The 15,847-nt window shown below is 70.3% G+C and carries 14 protein-coding genes and 3 pseudogenes; 4 read left to right on the forward strand and 13 right to left on the reverse strand.

What is annotated here, in order from left to right:
* Window positions 1-6 precede the first annotated feature (6 nt).
* The 6 genes and pseudogenes from C3489_RS39415 to C3489_RS19680 form a co-directional block, all read right to left on the reverse strand.
* The gene (locus tag C3489_RS39415) at window positions 7-453 is read right to left on the reverse strand and encodes a UDP-N-acetylglucosamine 2-epimerase (protein ID WP_308460812.1); all 447 of its coding nucleotides are present in this window, start codon (window positions 451-453) and stop codon (window positions 7-9) included.
* Window positions 446-1,120, reverse strand: a pseudogene (locus C3489_RS39420) (UDP-N-acetyl glucosamine 2-epimerase); the annotation flags it as partial. The pseudogene C3489_RS39420 and the gene C3489_RS39415, both read right to left, overlap by 8 nt.
* 3 nt (window positions 1,121-1,123) lie before the next feature.
* Entirely contained in the window at window positions 1,124-2,383 is a 1,260-nt protein-coding gene (locus tag C3489_RS19665; protein ID WP_103783189.1) for a nucleotide sugar dehydrogenase, read from the reverse strand.
* Window positions 2,383-3,153, reverse strand: a complete 771-nt coding sequence (locus C3489_RS19670) for a WecB/TagA/CpsF family glycosyltransferase (protein WP_103783190.1) — start codon at window positions 3,151-3,153, stop codon at window positions 2,383-2,385. Before C3489_RS19670 ends, C3489_RS19665 begins: the two co-directional genes overlap by 1 nt.
* Complete coding sequence (locus tag C3489_RS19675) at window positions 3,150-4,316, reverse strand: hypothetical protein (RefSeq protein ID WP_103783191.1); 1,167 nt, start codon at window positions 4,314-4,316, stop codon at window positions 3,150-3,152. The genes C3489_RS19670 and C3489_RS19675 overlap by 4 nt, the downstream gene beginning before the upstream one ends.
* A gap of 285 nt (window positions 4,317-4,601) precedes the next feature.
* Window positions 4,602-5,201: an acyltransferase gene (locus tag C3489_RS19680; RefSeq protein ID WP_103783192.1), complete on the reverse strand. Its 600-nt coding sequence runs from the start codon at window positions 5,199-5,201 to the stop codon at window positions 4,602-4,604.
* Window positions 5,202-5,352: 151 nt separating this feature from the next.
* On the opposite strand from C3489_RS19680, the gene C3489_RS19685 reads away from it, so the two are divergent.
* Complete coding sequence (locus C3489_RS19685) at window positions 5,353-6,252, forward strand: MBL fold metallo-hydrolase (RefSeq protein ID WP_103783193.1); 900 nt, start codon at window positions 5,353-5,355, stop codon at window positions 6,250-6,252.
* Between the two features lie 54 nt (window positions 6,253-6,306).
* Here C3489_RS19685 and C3489_RS19690 read toward each other — a convergent pair.
* From C3489_RS19690 to C3489_RS19705, 4 genes and pseudogenes are all read right to left on the reverse strand, one after another.
* Window positions 6,307-7,339: pseudogene (locus C3489_RS19690) on the reverse strand (LacI family DNA-binding transcriptional regulator).
* 75 nt (window positions 7,340-7,414) lie between these two features.
* A complete protein-coding gene (locus C3489_RS19695) occupies window positions 7,415-8,254 on the reverse strand; it encodes an ATP-binding cassette domain-containing protein (RefSeq protein WP_103783194.1) in 840 nt (279 codons plus the stop codon).
* Window positions 8,251-9,246 carry an ABC transporter permease gene (locus C3489_RS19700; RefSeq protein WP_103783195.1) on the reverse strand — a complete coding sequence of 332 codons (996 nt, stop codon included), beginning with the start codon at window positions 9,244-9,246 and terminating at the stop codon, window positions 8,251-8,253. Before C3489_RS19700 ends, C3489_RS19695 begins: the two co-directional genes overlap by 4 nt.
* Before the next feature lie 46 nt (window positions 9,247-9,292).
* Complete coding sequence (locus C3489_RS19705) at window positions 9,293-10,309, reverse strand: substrate-binding domain-containing protein (RefSeq protein WP_103783196.1); 1,017 nt, start codon at window positions 10,307-10,309, stop codon at window positions 9,293-9,295.
* Between the two features lie 422 nt (window positions 10,310-10,731).
* On the opposite strand from C3489_RS19705, the gene C3489_RS19710 reads away from it, so the two are divergent.
* Complete coding sequence (locus tag C3489_RS19710) at window positions 10,732-13,290, forward strand: glycoside hydrolase family 32 protein (protein WP_103783197.1); 2,559 nt, start codon at window positions 10,732-10,734, stop codon at window positions 13,288-13,290.
* A 15-nt stretch (window positions 13,291-13,305) separates the two neighbouring features.
* Window positions 13,306-13,608: a putative quinol monooxygenase gene (locus tag C3489_RS19715; protein WP_103783198.1), complete on the forward strand. Its 303-nt coding sequence runs from the start codon at window positions 13,306-13,308 to the stop codon at window positions 13,606-13,608.
* A gap of 10 nt (window positions 13,609-13,618) precedes the next feature.
* Here C3489_RS19715 and C3489_RS39425 read toward each other — a convergent pair.
* Window positions 13,619-13,793 (reverse strand): annotated as a pseudogene (locus C3489_RS39425) (o-succinylbenzoate synthase); the annotation flags it as partial.
* Here C3489_RS39425 and C3489_RS19725 point away from each other — a divergent pair.
* Window positions 13,774-13,983 (forward strand): hypothetical protein, encoded by a 210-nt coding sequence (locus C3489_RS19725; RefSeq protein WP_181139749.1) that lies wholly within the window; start codon window positions 13,774-13,776, stop codon window positions 13,981-13,983. The pseudogene C3489_RS39425 and the gene C3489_RS19725 overlap by 20 nt on opposite strands.
* A 107-nt stretch (window positions 13,984-14,090) precedes the next feature.
* Here the strand turns inward: C3489_RS19725 and C3489_RS19730 are convergent, their stop codons facing one another.
* Both C3489_RS19730 and C3489_RS19735 read right to left on the reverse strand, forming a co-directional pair.
* On the reverse strand, window positions 14,091-15,272 hold the full coding sequence (locus C3489_RS19730) for a hypothetical protein (protein WP_103783199.1): 1,182 nt from the start codon (window positions 15,270-15,272) through the stop codon (window positions 14,091-14,093).
* 71 nt (window positions 15,273-15,343) lie between these two features.
* Window positions 15,344-15,847: CHAT domain-containing protein (locus tag C3489_RS19735; RefSeq protein WP_146075337.1), on the reverse strand; the 504-nt coding region annotated here is incomplete at its 5' end.

A 15,847-nucleotide genomic window follows, 5' to 3' on the forward strand; every position in this document is an offset into this window, starting at 1 on the left:
AGCGGATCATATGGGGAGTGTTCGGTCGGTGGGCCGCGGCCGCGTGCCCGCCGTGCCTCCCTCCAGCAGCACGTCGGCGATACGGTCGCTCGCGCGGCCGTCCCACAACTCGGGCCGGCGCGGCGCGGGCGGGGTGTCCAGCACCCGGTGCACGGTCGGCACGATGCGCGCCGGATCCCGGCCGGCCAGCACATTGGTGCCCTGCTCCACGGTGATGGGCCGCTCGGTGTTGTCCCGCAGGGTCACGCACGGCACGCCCAGCGCGGTGGTCTCCTCCTGCACGCCGCCCGAGTCCGTCAGCACGACGCGGGCGGCCTCCTGCAGGGCGATGAAGTCGAGGTACCCGGCGGGCGGCACCAGCCGGACGCCCCCCGGGGACGCCGATGTCGGCCAGCCGCCCGGCCGCCCGCGGATGCACGGGCAGCACCAGCGGGCAGCGCCCGGCGATCTCACCGAGCGCCTTCAGCAGCCCGGCGAGGACCTCGGGGTCGTCCACGTTGGCCGGGCGGTGCAGGGTGACCAGCCCGTACTCGCCCCGGGTCAGGCCGTACCGGCCGAGGACGTCCGAGGCACGGGCCCGTTCCAGGTTGGCCAGCAGTGTGTCGATCATGACGTTGCCGACGAGGTGGATCTGGTCCTCGCGGTACCCCTCCGCGCGCAGGTTCGCCACGGCGTCGGGGGAGGGGGCCAGCAGATAGTCGCTGACCCGGTCGGTGGCGACGCGGTTGACCTCCTCCGGCATGCTCCAGTCCCGGCTGCGCAGACCGGCCTCCACATGCGCCAGCAGCGGGCCGGCCTTGGCGGTGACCAGGGCGCAGGCCAGCGTGGAGTTGATGTCGCCGACCACGACCACGACGTCCGGGGACACCTCGTCGACGAGCGGCTCGAACGCGGCCATCACCCGTCCGGTCTGCTCGGCGTGGCTGCCCGAGCCGACACCGAGGAACCGGTCGGGCGGACGGATGCCGAGGTCGGCGAAGAACACGTCGTTCATCGCCGGGTCGTAGTGCTGGCCGGTGTGGACGAGCACCACCTCGGCGCCCCGGCGCTCCAGGGCGTCCATCACCGGTTTGATCTTCATGTAGTTGGGGCGTGCCCCGGCGACGCAGACGACTCGCATCTCTCAGAGCACCTCGATCGTGGGGCCGGCCGCCAGTCGCCGACGGCAGTCGAGGACGAACGGGGCGTACTCGGCGACGAGTTCGTAGTCGAAACCGTCGTGGTCGGTGAGCAGCACCACGACGTCCGCGGCCGCCAGCTCCTCGGGCACCGGCTCCACCCGCACCAGCCGGGTGTCCACCGGCAGGTCCTCCACGACATGCGGGTCCGCCGCCCTGACCTGGGCGCCCATGTCGAGCAGCAGCTGCGAGATGCGCAGCGCGGGCGACTCCCGGGCGTCACCGGTGTTCTTCTTGTACGCCAGTCCCAGCAGCAGGATGCGCGAGCCGTTCACGGACCGGCGTCTTTCGTTGAACAGGTCGCTGATCCGGCGTGCCACGTACTCGGGCATATGGCTGTTGATGTCGTTGGCCAGCTCCACGAACCGGAAGGACTGGCCGAGTTCGCGCTGCACCCGCCAGGACAGATAGGACGGGTCGATGGGCAGGCAGTGGCCGCCGACGCCGGGCCCGGGCGTGAACCTCATGAAGCCGAACGGCTTGGTGGAGGCCGCGTCGATGGCCTGCCAGACGTCGATGTCCAGATGGTGCGCGAACATCGCGATCTCGTTGACCAGCGCGATGTTCACATGCCGGAAGGTGTTCTCCAGCAGCTTGGCGAGTTCGGCCTCCTTGGGCGAGCCCACCGGCACGGTGGTGTCGACGAGCTGCCCGTAGAAGTCCTGCACGGCCTTCAGCGACGCCGCGTCGACGCCGGAGACGACCTTCGGGGTCTCCTTGAACCCCCAGACGGCGTTGCCCGGGTCGATCCGCTCGGGGCTGTAGCCGAGGTGGAAGTCGGCGCCCGCCGTCAGGCCCGAGCCGTCCTCCAGGATCGGGGCGAACAGCTCCTGGGTGGTGCCGGGATAGGTGGTCGACTCCAGGACGACGGTGGCCCCGGGCCGCAGATAGCGGGCGAGGGTGGCCGCCGACTCCTTGATGTATCTGAGGTCGGGGGTGCCCTCGTGCAGCGGGGTGGGGACGGTGACGACGGCGACATCGAAGCCGCCGCAGTCGCGGGCCGCGTCGCTGGGCCGGTAGGTGCCGTTGTCCAGCGCGGCGCGGATGCGCTCGGAGGAGACGTCCTCGACGAAGGACTCACCGGCGGCCAGGCTCTTGATCCGCCGGGCGTCGACGTCGTAGCCGATCACCTCGTGCCCGACCTCGGCGGCCCGGACGGCCAGCGGCAGGCCGACGTATCCCTGTCCAACCACGACGACGCGCATCAGTGACTCCTGTTCGCGGGAGCGGCCGACGGGGTGAGCCGGATGAGCTCGCGCGCCGTCATGATCAGGAAGGAGGCATTGGTGGTGAGATAGCGCCGGCCCAGCCGGCGCGGCTCCTGCAGGGCGCGGTAGAGCCACTCCAGACCCCACCGCTGCCAGGACTGCGGGGCCCGCTTGGTGACCCCGGCCAGGATGTCGAAGGAGCCGCCGACCCCGTGCACCAGGCGGACACCGGAGCGTGCGCCGTGGGCCGCGGTGAAGATCTCCTTCTTCGGCGAGGTCATGCCGAGGAACAGCATCTGGGCGCCGCTGGCGGCGATCGCGTCCGCGATGGCCTCCTGCTCGGCGTCCTCGAAGTAGCCGTGCCGGCTGCCGGCCACCTTCAGGCCGGGGAAGCGGACGGCCACCCGGCGCAGCATCTCCTGCAGCACCTCGTGCCGGGCGCCCAGGAAGTACACGGAGACGCCCGCCGACTCCGCCTCGGCCAGCAGCCGCAGGAACAGGTCGATGCCGGCGACCCGTTCCGGCAGCGGGGCGCGCAGGATCCGGCTCGCCCAGACCACGGCCTGCCCGTCGGCGAGGACGAGATCGCAGCCGGTCACGGCCTCCGCGAGGCGCCGGTCGCGCCGCATGTTCACCAGCTTCGCGGCGTTCACCACGCCGATCTCCAGCCGCTGCCCGTCCCGCACCGCCGCCAGGCAGCGCCGCACGGTCTCGTCCATGGTCAGCGGGTCCAGCTCGATCCCGAACAGGGACTGACGTGTACTCATATCCGGCCCCCCTGCCAGGCGTGCAGCATCCAGCCGAACTCGTACGGCCGGCACTCGCGGTCCACGGACAGGGGCCGGTACATCCGGTCCAGCGGCTTCAGCCGCAGACCGGGGGCGATCCGGGTGGAGAGCCCCCGCGCCGCGCGTACGGCCTTCTTCGGGTCGCCCCGGAAGACCTTGCGCCAGGTGACGCCGAGCTCGTCGAGGATCATCGGCTCCCGGTGCGCGGAGCCGGCCAGTTCGGGTACGTCCGTCATCCAGCGCAGCCCCTTGCGGATCGCCGCGCCGTGGTCGGAGCCGCCGGCGTCGGTGAGGTCGAACAGGGCGGTCGGCGCCATCGCGTGCTGGTGCACGCTGTAGACCGGATAGCCCTCCACGACAGAGCCGGTGCGCGCGTCGTAGTGCCACCACCACTGCCCGCCGTCGCCCTGCAGCGCGCAGATGCGTGCCGCGCAGGCCTCCGCCGCGGCGAGCGCCTCGGCATCGCCGCCCGCGCTGCTGGCATGGGCGCGGGCCAGCGCCTGCAGCGGATAGGTCTGGTCGGCGAAGCAGCTCACGTGCGCCCGGTACCAGGGCACCAGGCCGGGCGCGGTGGCGTGCGGGAACAGCGGCCCGTCCCCGACGCGGGCCCGCAGCAGCCGGTCCCGGGCGGCGGCGAAGTGCCGCTCCACGTCCACGGTGTCCCGGGCCGCGGCGAGCGCGGAGAGCACCCACGCCGCCTCGACGGTGTACTGCGGCCGGCCCGGCTCGTCCAGCGCCTCGACCCGGGCGAGCGCGTCGGACAGTTTGGGGTGGCCGGTGTCGGCGGCGGCCCAGGCGATGAGCGCCGCGTCACCGAGGTTGGTCACCGCGGGCAGCGACTCCACCAGCAGCCCCGCGAACTCCTCGGCCGTGTGCCCGCCGAGCACCGCACGCTGGCGGTCCTCGGGCAGGAACCGGGCGCCCAGCACGGTGATGGCCGCGTACCGGGTGCTGATACCGCGCCGCTCCAGGGCCCAGGAGCCGTCGGGGGCCTGGCGCCCGGCCATGGTGAAGGCGAAGGCCTCCCCGCCGGGCAGCAGCATCTTCGGAAGCCCCGACTCGGCGAGTATCAGGAGCCGTTGGGCGAGCGCGAGCAGCGGCGGCTCCTCATGACCGAGGGCCGCCAGACGTGTGATGGTCATCGGTTGGACACACCAACCCCCCTGTATGTGCACAGACTTGGATCACCGCGTCGCGGAAGACGGCGCGGCGGAAGACAGCGCCGACGGCGGACATGGACGTCGGCCGCCGGATGCCGGCTGTCAGGCGTCGGAGCGGTGATCGCGCCTTGCCGCAGACACAGTTGTCCCCACCCGGTACCCCCCCTGGGCGCTGGTTTGTGAGCTCACTGTGCCCCGTCTCCACAGTTCGCACACATGTTATGCCTGTGGATGTTCGAGGATTGGCGTTTTGCGAGAATCAGAAAGTCATACGCGCTCGAAAAGTTCCCCGTTCTTCTCGTCGTAGAGCGCGCCGGTCTGAGGGCACTCCCATCCGCCGGGCTCGCCGTCCCGCTCGACCAGCCGTACGCCGGCCCGGCCCACCCAGCCGACACGGCGTGCCGGAACACCCGCCACCAGCGCGAAGTCGGGCACGTCCCGGGTCACCACCGCGCCCGCGGCGACCAGCGCCCAGCGTCCCACCCGCACCGGCGCCACACACACCGAACGGGCCCCCAGTGACGCCCCCTCACCCACCACCACGGCCACGGGCTCCCAGTCGCCGCCGCGCTTGAGCCGGCCCTCCGGGTCCACGGAACGCGGGAAGTAGTCGTTGGTGAGCACGGCGGCCGGACCCACGAACACCCCGTCCCCGAGCACGGCGGGCTCGTAGACCAGGGCGTGGTTCTGCAGCTTCACATGGTCGCCGATCCGCACCCCCGGCCCGACGTAGGCCCCCCGGCCCACGATGCAGCCACGGCCCAGCAGGGCGTCCTCGCGTATCTGCGCCAGATCCCAGACCGTCGTCCCGTCCCCGATCGTGGCGCTCTCGTCGACCTGAGCGGTCGGCTGGCTCTTGAAGCTCACAGGACTGCACCTCTCTGCTCGTCGAGCGGGGCCACACGGTATCGCCGGAAGCACCGCGTCAGGAGCGGAACGGACCGCTTCCCAACAAGCGCCGGTCGGGAAACCGGGCCGATAGACTGAGCGACCTCTCGAATCGGAGGGCACCACAGTCGTGGACACACAGACCACGGGATACACGCCGGCCGCCTACGGCGGTGTCGACGTACTCGTCGGCCCCCAGCGGGGCGCCTACCCCTACGGCAACTCGCTGCTCGTACGCGGTACGGCGGAGACCCTGGTCGTCGACCCGTCGCTGTCACTCGTCGACGACGCGCCCCCCGCGGACCTGGTCCTCGTCAGCCATGCCCACGAGGACCACATCGCCGGGCTCGGCGGCTACGACGCCGCGCCGGTCCACGTCCACGGCGCCGACCTCGCCGCGCTGCGCTCCCGGGAGGCGATGGTCGCCGGGTTGGGCCTCCCGCCGGACGCGGCGAAGGAGGTGGAGGCGATGTTCCGCGACGACTTCCACGTGCGGGGACGTCCCGACGCGCTCGGCTTCGAGGACGGCGCCGTGTTCGACCTGGGCGGGCGCACCGTGACCGTCGTGCACCTGCCCGGCCACACCGCGGGCCACTGCGGGTTCCTGATCGAGCCGGACGGCTTCCTGTTCGTCGCGGACATCGACCTGACCTCCTTCGGCCCGTACTACGGCGACCCCGGCAGCAGCCTCGCCGAGTTCGAGGCGTCGATGCGCCGCTGCCGGGACATCGACGCCCGTTGGTACGGCACCTCCCACCAGAAGGGTGTGATCGAGGGCGCCGCGGAGTTCCGGCGTCGGCTGGACGCCTTCGCCGGTGTGGTGGAGAAGCGGGAGGCGGCGCTCCTGGAGTTCCTCGGCGAACCGCGCACCGTCGAGGAGATCGTCGACCATCGGCTGGTCTACCGGCCTCATGTGCAGGCCCCGCACGTGCGGCCGGTGGAACGCAGGACGGCGGTGCAGCACCTGCACCGGCTCCTGAGTGAGGGGCGGGTCGCGCAGGTGGAGCAGGGACGGTTCCGGGCGACGTAGGCAGGTCGCGGCGCGAGGACCTCCCGGCCGGCCGCGGTGACTCAGGTGGCTCGGTCACACCTTCCGCAGACCGGGCGCGGGCTGTTCCCCCGAGCCCCGGACGATCAGCCGCGTGGGCACCGTGATGGTGCGGGCCCGGGAGCGGTCGCCGTCGAGGCGGGCCAGAGCGGTGATCGCGGCGTTGCGGCCGATCTCCTCGGGGTCCTGGGCGACGACGGTGAGCGCCGGTTCCAGCGCCTCGGCGAGCGCCACGTCGTCGAAGGCGACGACGGCCACGTCCTTGCGCTTGCCGCGGCTGAGTTCGGCGACGATTCCCAGCGCCATGATGTTGTTCCCGGCGAACAGGGCCGTGGGCGGGTCGGCCAGGCCGAGCAGGCTCGCGGTCGCGGCCTCGGCGCCCTGCTGGTCGTGCGCGCTCGCGACCAGGGAGCGGTCGTAGGGCAGGCCGGCCTCCTGCAGGGCCTCGCGGTATCCGGCGAGGCGTTCACGGCGGGTGTACAGCTTGACGGGCAGGTCCCCGACGAACCCGATGCGCCGGTGGCCGTGGGCGATGAGATGGGCGACACCTTCACGGGCCCCGGCCCGGTTGGAGCTGACGATGCTGTCCGTGGCCAGGCCGACGCCGGGCCGGTCCAGGAAGACCATGGGCAGGCCCGCCGTGCGGTGGGGCTTGAGGTGGGAGTGGTCGGCGCCGACGGACGGCACGAGGATCAGGATGCTGACGCGGCGGGCGAGGAACTTGTCCGTCAGCGCGCGTTCCCGGGCCGCGTCGTCCGCGGAGGAGCCCATGAGCAGGGTCAGTCCGCGGTCGCGGACGGTGTCCTCGATGGCGCGGGCCACGGCTACCGAAGAAGGGGTTGCCGAGGTCGGGGATGACCAGGCCGACGGTCGTGTCGGGCCCGCCGACGCGGATGTTGCGTGCCATGAGGTTCGGCTGGAAGCCGAGCTCGGCCACTGCGGCGAGCACCTGTTCCCTGGTCCGGGCCGAGACGGGGCCGTCCTCGTTGAGGACGCGGGAGACCGTCTTGGCGCTGACGCCGACTTCGCGCGCGACGTCGGCCAGGGTGGGTCGGCGGTTCGCTGCCATGGAGGAAACCGTCTCCTGTGAGCCCTCGGTTCCGGCCGCGGCCTCGGCCGGAAACACCAGAGCTGGGTCGTGTTGTCAGGTGGCCTGGACTCCGGCGGCCTTCGCGGCGTCCGAATCCGCTACGACAGTACCTCCGGCCTCGTCGAGGGTGAGTGCCCCGGTCATGATGGCCACGACCTCGGCCATGGAGTAGTCCGACGGCTTGATCAGCGCCGCTCGCCTGCCCAGCCGGTGGACGTGGATCCGGTCGGCTATCTCGAAGACATGGGGCATGTTGTGGCTGATCAGGACGACCGGCATGCCCTTGTCGCGGACCCGGCGGATCAGGTCGAGGACCTGGCCGGACTCCTTGACGCCGAGGGCGGCGGTGGGCTCGTCCATGACGACGACGGAGCGGGCCCAGGCCACGGAGCGGGCGACCGCCACGGCCTGCCGCTGGCCGCCGGACAGGGTCTCGACGGGCTGGGTGAGCGAGCGCAGGCCGATCTTCAGGTCGGCCATGTGCTCGGCGGCCTCCTGGCGCATCCGCTTCTTGTCGAGCATGCGGAAGACGCTGCCGAGCACGCCGGGGCGGCGCAGTTCGCGGCCGAGGAACATGTTGGAGGCGATGTCCATCGACGCGGCCACGGCGAGGTCCTGATAGACCGTCTCGATGCCGTGGGCGCGGGCGCTCTGCGGTCCGGAGAACTGGATGGGCTCGCCGTTCAGGCGGATCTCGCCCGCGTCGGGGACCAGCGCGCCGGTGAGCGCCTTGATGAGACTGGTCTTGCCGGCGCCGTTGTCGCCGATGACGGCGAGGACCTCGCCGGGCAGCAGATCGAAGTCGGCGCCGTCGATGGCGGTGACATGACCGTAGCGCTTGACCAGACCACGGGCCTGCAGCACCGGTGTGACGGAGGAGGTGGCGGTCGTCATCGGGCCTTCTTCCGGGAGATCTGGTCGACGGTCACCGCGAGGATCACCAGGACGCCGGTGATCAGCGTCTGGTAGATGGAGGCGACGCCCATCAGCTGCAGGCCGTTGCGGAAGACACCGACGATGAGGACGCCGATGAAGGTGCCCAGGACCGACCCGCGGCCGCCGAAGAGGCTGGTGCCGCCGAGGACCACGGCGGTGATGCTGTCGAGGTTGTCGGTCTGGCCGGCCTGCGGGTCGCCGACCCCGGTGCGGGAGATGAGCAGCAGCGCGGCGATGCCGTAGAGCAGGCCGGCCACGGTGTAGATGCCGATGGTCAGGCGGGAGGTGCGGATGCCGTTCAGCCGTGCCGCTTCCTGGCTGTTGCCCAGGGCGTAGACGTGCCGGCCCCAGCCGGTGCTGCTCAGCGTGTAGGCGAGGAGGAGGAACAGGGCGATCGTGACCAGCGAGCCGTAAGTGATGTCGGTGTGGCCGAGCGGGAACGTCTCACCGAGAGCGGTCAGCGGGCCGGGCAGGTCCGTGACGGTCTGCTCTTCGGAGTAGATGTGGGTGAGCGCGAACGCCACATTCAGCATGCCGAGGGTCACGATGAACGGCGGCAGCGGGATCTTCTGCACCAGCAGCCCGTTGAGGAGCCCGAAGCCCGCGCAGACGCAGATGCCCAGGGCGACGGCGACGAGTGGGGGCAGGGTGCCCTCGGCCGCCATCTTGGCGATCACGATGCTGCCGAACGCCATCACGGCTCCGCACGACAGGTCGATGCCCGCCGTGAGGATGATCAGGGTCTGGCCGATGGCGAGGGTGCCGACGACCATGACCTGCTGCACGATCAGGGAGAAGTTCCCGCCGGTGAGGAACTGGTCGGTCGAGACGGAGAAGAAGGCGCAGGCGAGGAGGAGGGCGACCAGGGGTCCGGTGGTCGGCGCCGTGAGCACTCTGCGAGCCGTGGCCGGGGCTTTGAGCTCCGCGTACGGCGTGGTCGTGGCTGTCATGGAGATTCCTTGTCGGAAGACAGATGTCCTTGGTCCTGGGCGGGGCTCAGCCCCAGCAGTTCTCCAGGCCGTAGGCGGTGTCCTTGGCGGCGACCCCCGCCTGCGCCTTGTCGGTGATCAGGGTGACGCCGGTGTCGGTGTAACCCGACGCCTTCTTGCCGCTCTTGGCGTAGGCCACGACGGCCTTGACGCCTTCGCCGGCCATCTTCAGCGGGTACTGCTGTGAGGTCGCGGCGATCTTCCCGTCCTTGACGGCCCGGGTGCCGGTGCAGCCGCCGTCGACCGAGACGATCAGTACGTCCTTCTCCAGCCCCTTGGCCTTCAGCGCGGTGTACGCACCCAGGGCGGCCGGCTCGTTGATGGTGTAGACGAGGTTGATGCCCGGCTCCTTCTGCAGGCAGTTCTCCATCGCCGTCTGGCCCTTGGCCTGGTCGCCGCCCGTGTCCTGGGCGCAGACGACGTCCTTGTCGGTGGCACCGAAGCCCTTGAGGAACCCGTTGTGCCGCTGCACGCCCACGGAGACGCCCGGCGCGAGGTCGAGGGTGGCCACCTTCGCCGCCTTGCCCTTCATCGCGGCCTTGGCGTACGCGCCGATCAGTTCGCCGGCGTGGAGGTTGTCGGTGGCGAAGAGGGCGTCGACCGCGCTCTGCGGCTCGGTCGGGGTGTCCAGGGCGATGACCAGGACACCCTTGGCCCGGGCCTTCTCCACCGCGGGCACGATCGCCTTGGAGTCGCTCGGGGTGATCAGGATGCCCTTCACACCGGCGGCGACCATGTTCTCGATGGCGGTGACCTGACCGGCGTTGTCCCCGTCGAACTTGCCCGCGGCGGTCATGAGTTGGACGCCCTCCGCCTTGGCGGCCTGCTCCGCGCCCTCCTTCATCTTCACGAAGAACGGGTTGGTGTCGGTCTTGGTGATCAGGCCGACCTTGACCTCGCCCGAACCGGCGGCGGTGGAGCTCGATCCGGAGCCGGATCCGCAGGCCGTCAGGGTGAGGGCCGCGACGCCGGTGCACGCGGCGACTCTGAGGAGGAGGGAGGTCGGACGAGAGGTGCGAGACATGAAAGGACTCCTGCGGGAATGCGAGGGGCGCGGTCGGCATCGGAGCATGCCGTCCCGAGGTGTCATCGTTGACTTATGTCATCGTTGACACCGCATGGCGAGGATGATGGCCCCCGTCTCCCGGCAACGTCAATGCTTTGTGTGGGACACAAGTCCGTAACGTGTGGAGGGGCTGCCCGCTTCGCGCCCGCTTCCGTCCGCATCGCCGGCACGGCTCCCGTCGGAGCAATCGCGCCCGAACCGTTGACGTCTCGGCCGGATCTCGCCCATCATCGGGCCACTCGATGTCATCGATGACACAAGTCAACGATGACACCCGGTCGGCGGCGTGGACGACGATGCCGGCCAGGGCACCCCCTTCCGGTCGTTCACGCCGGGCCGGCGCGATCGCCGCGTGGACGGCCGCAGCAGAGGAGACAGCCATGAGCTCAAGACGTATGTCCCGGCATGCCCGCGTGCGGACTCTCGCCGCGGTGGCGACCGTCTGCGCCCTGTCGGCCGCGCCGCTCGCCCCCGAGGCCGTAGCCGCCGACGCCGCCTCGCCGTACACCGAGACCTACCGTCCCCAGTTCCACTTCACCCCGGAGAAGAACTGGATGAACGACCCCAACGGGCTCGTGTACTACAAGGGCGAGTACCACCTCTTCTACCAGTACAACCCCAACGGCAACTCATGGGGCGACATGTCCTGGGGGCACGCGGTGAGCGAGGACCTCGTGCACTGGAAGCAGCTGCCGCTCGCCCTGTCGCACGACGAGAGGGAGATGGTCTTCTCCGGCAGCGCCGTCGTCGACTGGGACAACACCACCGGCTTCGGCAGCAGGACCGATCCCCCCATGGTGGCGGTGTACACCAGCCTCGACAGATCCACCGGCAAGCAGGCCCAGGCCCTCGCGTACAGCACCGACCGCGGCAGAACGTGGACCAAGTACCGGGGCAACCCCGTCATCGACATCGGCTCCACCGACTTCCGCGACCCCAAGGTCCAGTGGTACGCCCCCACCAAGAGCTGGCTGATGACGGTGTCGCTGTCCGCCGAGCACAAGGTGCGGTTCTACTCGTCGAAGAACCTCAAGGACTGGACCCTGCTCAGCGACTTCGGGCCGTCCGGCGCGACGGGCGGCGTATGGGAGTGCCCCGACCTGTTCCCGCTCGCCGTCGACGGGGACAAGAACAAGATCAAGTGGGTCCTGGTCGTCAACATCAACCCCGGTGGCATCGCGGGCGGTTCGGCGGCGCAGTACTTCATCGGCGACTTCGACGGCGAGAAGTTCACCGCGCAGGACAAGGGCACCTACACGCCGCCCGCCGGCACGGTCGTACAGGACTTCGAGGGCACCGACTTCGGTTCGTGGACGACCACCGGCACCGCGTTCGGCCAGGCACCGGCAGCCGGGGCGCTGGACGGCCAGGGAAGCGTCGACGGCTTCGACGGCACGGGCCTCGCCAACAGCTTCCACTCCGGTGACGGCAGCACCGGCACCCTGACCTCGCCCCCGTTCACCGTCGACAGCAAGTACCTCAACTTCAAGGTCGGCGGCGGTCGGCACCCGCACGTGGACGGCACCCTTCTGAAGCAGGCACCCCCGCCCGCGGGCACGGTCCTCGCCGACTTCGAAGGCGGCACCTACGGCGACTGGACGACGACCGGCGACGCCTTCGGCGCCGCACCGGCCGGCGGCACCCTGCCCCACCAGCAGGAGGTCTCCGGCTACCTGGGCAGCGGCCTGGTCAACAGCTTCCTCGACGGCGACTCCACCACGGGCACCCTCACCTCGCCCGAGTTCACCATCGACAAGGACTACGTCGACTTCCTGATCGGCGGCGGCAACCACCCCGCCGCTTCCGGCAACCCGACCGCCGTCGAGCTCCTCGTCGACGGCAAGGTGGTCCGCAGCACCACCGGCCAGGACGCCGAGGCCCTCAACTGGGCGTCGTGGGACGTCAAGGACCTCGCCGGCCAGAAGGCGCGGATCAGGATCGTCGACGACAACACCGGCGGCTGGGGCCACATCAACGTCGACCAGATCACGCTGTCCGACACCCAGGCGCGGCCCGTCTCCCAGGAGACGTCCGTCAACCTGCTCGTCGACGGCCGAGTGGTCCACAGCGCCACCGGCTCCAACAGCGAGACCCTGGACTGGGCCTCCTTCGACATGCGCCCCTACCTCGGCAAGCAGGCTCAGATCCAGATCGTCGACATGAACACCGCGGGCTGGGGCCACATCCTCGCCGACCGGTTCACCGCCGCCGACACCCCCGCGAAGTCCGCCGTGCAGCGCGCCGACTGGGCCGACTACGGCAAGGACTACTACGCGGCCGTGTCCTGGGAGAACTCCCCGGGCGGCAAGCGGTACATGATCGGCTGGATGAACAACTGGGACTACGCCGGCTCCATCCCCACCTCACCCTGGCGCGGCGCGCAGAGCGTCCCCCGGGAGATGGCCCTGCGCACGATCGACGGCCGCCTCCGCCTGACCAGCAAGCCGGTGAACAGCCTGGCGTCCCTGCGGCGTGACCCCGTCTCCGTGACCGGGACGACCGTCGAGAACACCTCGAAGCCCATCACCGGCATCCCCGAGGGCAAGGCACTCGACATCGAGGCCACCTTCACCCTCAAGGACGCCGAACGCTTCGGCCTCAAGGTGCGCACCGGCGCCGGGGGAGAGGAGACGGTGATCGGCTACGACACCACGACGCAGGAGCTGTACGTCGACCGCACCCACTCCGGCGCGGTGGACTTCAGCAACAGCTTCCCCGGTGTCCAGACCGCGCCGCTGAAGGCCCGCAACGGCAAGGTGACGCTGCGGATACTCGTCGACTGGTCGTCCGTCGAGGTCTTCGGCGGCAGCGGCGAGGCCGTGATCACCGACCAGATCTTCCCCGACCCGGCCGGCCAGGGAGTGCAGGTCTTCGCCCAGAACGGCTCGGCGACGCTGGACGAGGCCGTCGTCTGGCACCTCGATTCCGCACACGACTGACAAGGACACGAGACCATGAAGAAGACCCTGTTCGCCGAGTTCACCGCCCGGGAGGGGGCCGAGGCGGAAGTCTCCCGCCTGGTCGGGGACTACGCCGCGCGGGTGCGTGAGGAAGAGGGCAACCTCGTCTTCGACGTCTACACCAAGGCGTCCGAGCCGCGCGCCTTCTGGATCTTCGAGGTGTACCGCGACGCGGCCGCCTTCGAGACCCACCTGAAGGCCCCGTACGGGCCCCCGTTCAACACCGCCCTGGCACCGCTGATCGAGGAGGACGCTTCCGTACTGACCTTCCTCGACCCGCAGGCGGGGAATCCCTGACGGGCAGTCCTCACAGCGCTGTCCACTCGCTGGACGTGGTGACCTCGTCCAGTACGTCCGGCAGTGGCTCGGTGCCGAGCCCGGCCGGCGGGGACGTCGAGGTGGCCGTCGGTGAGGACGAACGGCTCGGTGACGTCGGTGGCGAAGTAGCGGCTGGAGCCGGACGTGTCGCCGGGCAGGGTGAAGCGCACGTCCCACCAGAAGGGCGTGATCGAGGGCGCCGCGGAGTTCCGGCGCCGGCTGGACGCCTTCGCCGGTGTGGTGGAGAAGCTGGAGGCGGCGCTGCTGGCGTTCCTCGGCGAACCGCGCACCGTCGAGGAGATCGTCGACCATCGGCTGGACGGCGGTGCAGCACCTGGACCGGCTCCTGAGTGAGGGGCGGGTCGCGCAGGTGGAGCAGGGGCGGTCCCGGGCGACGTAGCCCACGAGGCCGACGGACGCATGTGCGTCATGAGGTCTGGAGGCATGTACATCCTCGCGCTCTAGTCCGTGTCGGCCGGGACCTCTCCCATCACCTCGGCGATGGCCGTGGCGACGTCCGGCATGCCCCAATAGGCGGAGTGGGTCCACAGCCCCGTACTGGCGGCATGGGGGACGGGTCGGTCGATGGGGCTACTTCCGTCGCTGAGCTGGAAGACCTTTGAGGCGGCGAAGGCCAGCATGTCCAGGGGCTCCCAGAGATTGGTCCAGCGTGCGAGCGAGGCGGGCAGGCGGACCGGCGCGTGCCCGGAATAGGGCAGGAGCCGGCCACCACGCGGGTCACAGACGTGGAAGAAGGCGGGCTGGGATCCGAAGGTGATCAACTGCTCGATCCACAGCGGTGCACGTGCGGTGGCCATGTCCACCGAGATGACGCCACCGAGGCTGTGAGCGATCACCCGTAGCGGGTTTTCCGGACCGCGGCCGAGTTCCGGGTCGACCTCGTCCATCCGTGCTCGGACACGGGCGTGAATGGCGTCACGGTGGCGTTGGTAGACCAGGACGTCGCCCAGGAAGCGAGTGGTGCCGGGCCCGAAGCGGGTGCGTACCGCGTCGTTCATGCGCCCGGCTACGGCGCCGATTGCCGCACCTGCCACCCTATCGAGGTCGCGGAGCCGCCGCCGGACCAGCTCCCTCAGACGCCCCGGCTCGCCGCGCAGACCGTCGTATCCATACGCGTCGTCCTCGTGGATGTCCGTGTCCAAGAGCGCCTGAGCCAGAGCTCGGCCGGTCTCTGCCAGCAAGGCGGCATCGTTGGATCGGCTGAGCCAGCGGGTGTCCGGCCATTCCTCGGCGAGGCAGTCCATGATGTCGTCGGGCCTGGGGCGGCCAAGGCCAGGGGCATCGCGCAGAGGACCAGTGTCGGTGGCCAGCTTGTCGCGCAGAGCGGTCTCGATGATCTCCAACTGAGCGGGCACGTTCGGCTGTTCGTCCAAGAGACAGTGCGGAACGGTACTCTGCGGCGTCTCGTCCCGTAGGACGCCACCGGCCCCGACGATCGGTGCACGGGCCGTGTCCCGGGCAGGGAGGGCCGCGGTGATGAAGCGGTCCTCGGCGCCGAGGTCGCCCCAGTACACCGGCACCATGGGGATACCCGTCGCGGCCTCAAGGCTCGCCACGGCCGCGGTGAAGCCGTCCCGGTCGCGGTTGGCGACCCCGTGGATGACGAAGACCGGCTCTGACATGATCGATGGCTCCTTCGGGATCGCTGGATCGGCCGGTAGCTGGTGCGAGCAGGCAAGATGTCGGTTCTCGGTCAAGGCGTTGCTCTGGTCGTAGCTGTGGCGGCTGGACTTCCATACACGGCGTACGCGAGCCAGGTCGGGTCGCCGTCCACGTCCCGGATGGCCTGGCGGGCCTTCATCGACGCTTCTCCCAACGGAAGCCTGTCGGTGATCAGGTGGGTGTAGAAGGCGTCCGCATAGGCCAGTGCCGAGTCCGAACGCACCGGCCACAAGGTGCCGACGAACGCTCCTGCACCCGCTTCGAGGAACTGCGGGGCCCAGCCCAGGGATGTGGAGTACCAGTCGATCTGGCCGGCGCTGCGGCATGCGTTGAAGAACACGAGTGGGCGTGTGGCGCCCAGCGAGCGAGATCCTTGAGCGGTCGCGAGGTCCAGTGGGTCGAAGAGACCATCCGCCATGGTGACCTGGGAGCCGGTCTCCCGGAAGGCGTTGTGGCAGGCGAAGTGCAGCAGTCCGGCCATTCCGTCATCGAGGCGGCTCTGGATCTCCGCTCCCCGGGTCAGAATGCCTCCGTC

The organism is Streptomyces sp. Ru71, from assembly GCF_002920535.1.
Classification (GTDB): domain Bacteria; phylum Actinomycetota; class Actinomycetes; order Streptomycetales; family Streptomycetaceae; genus Streptomyces.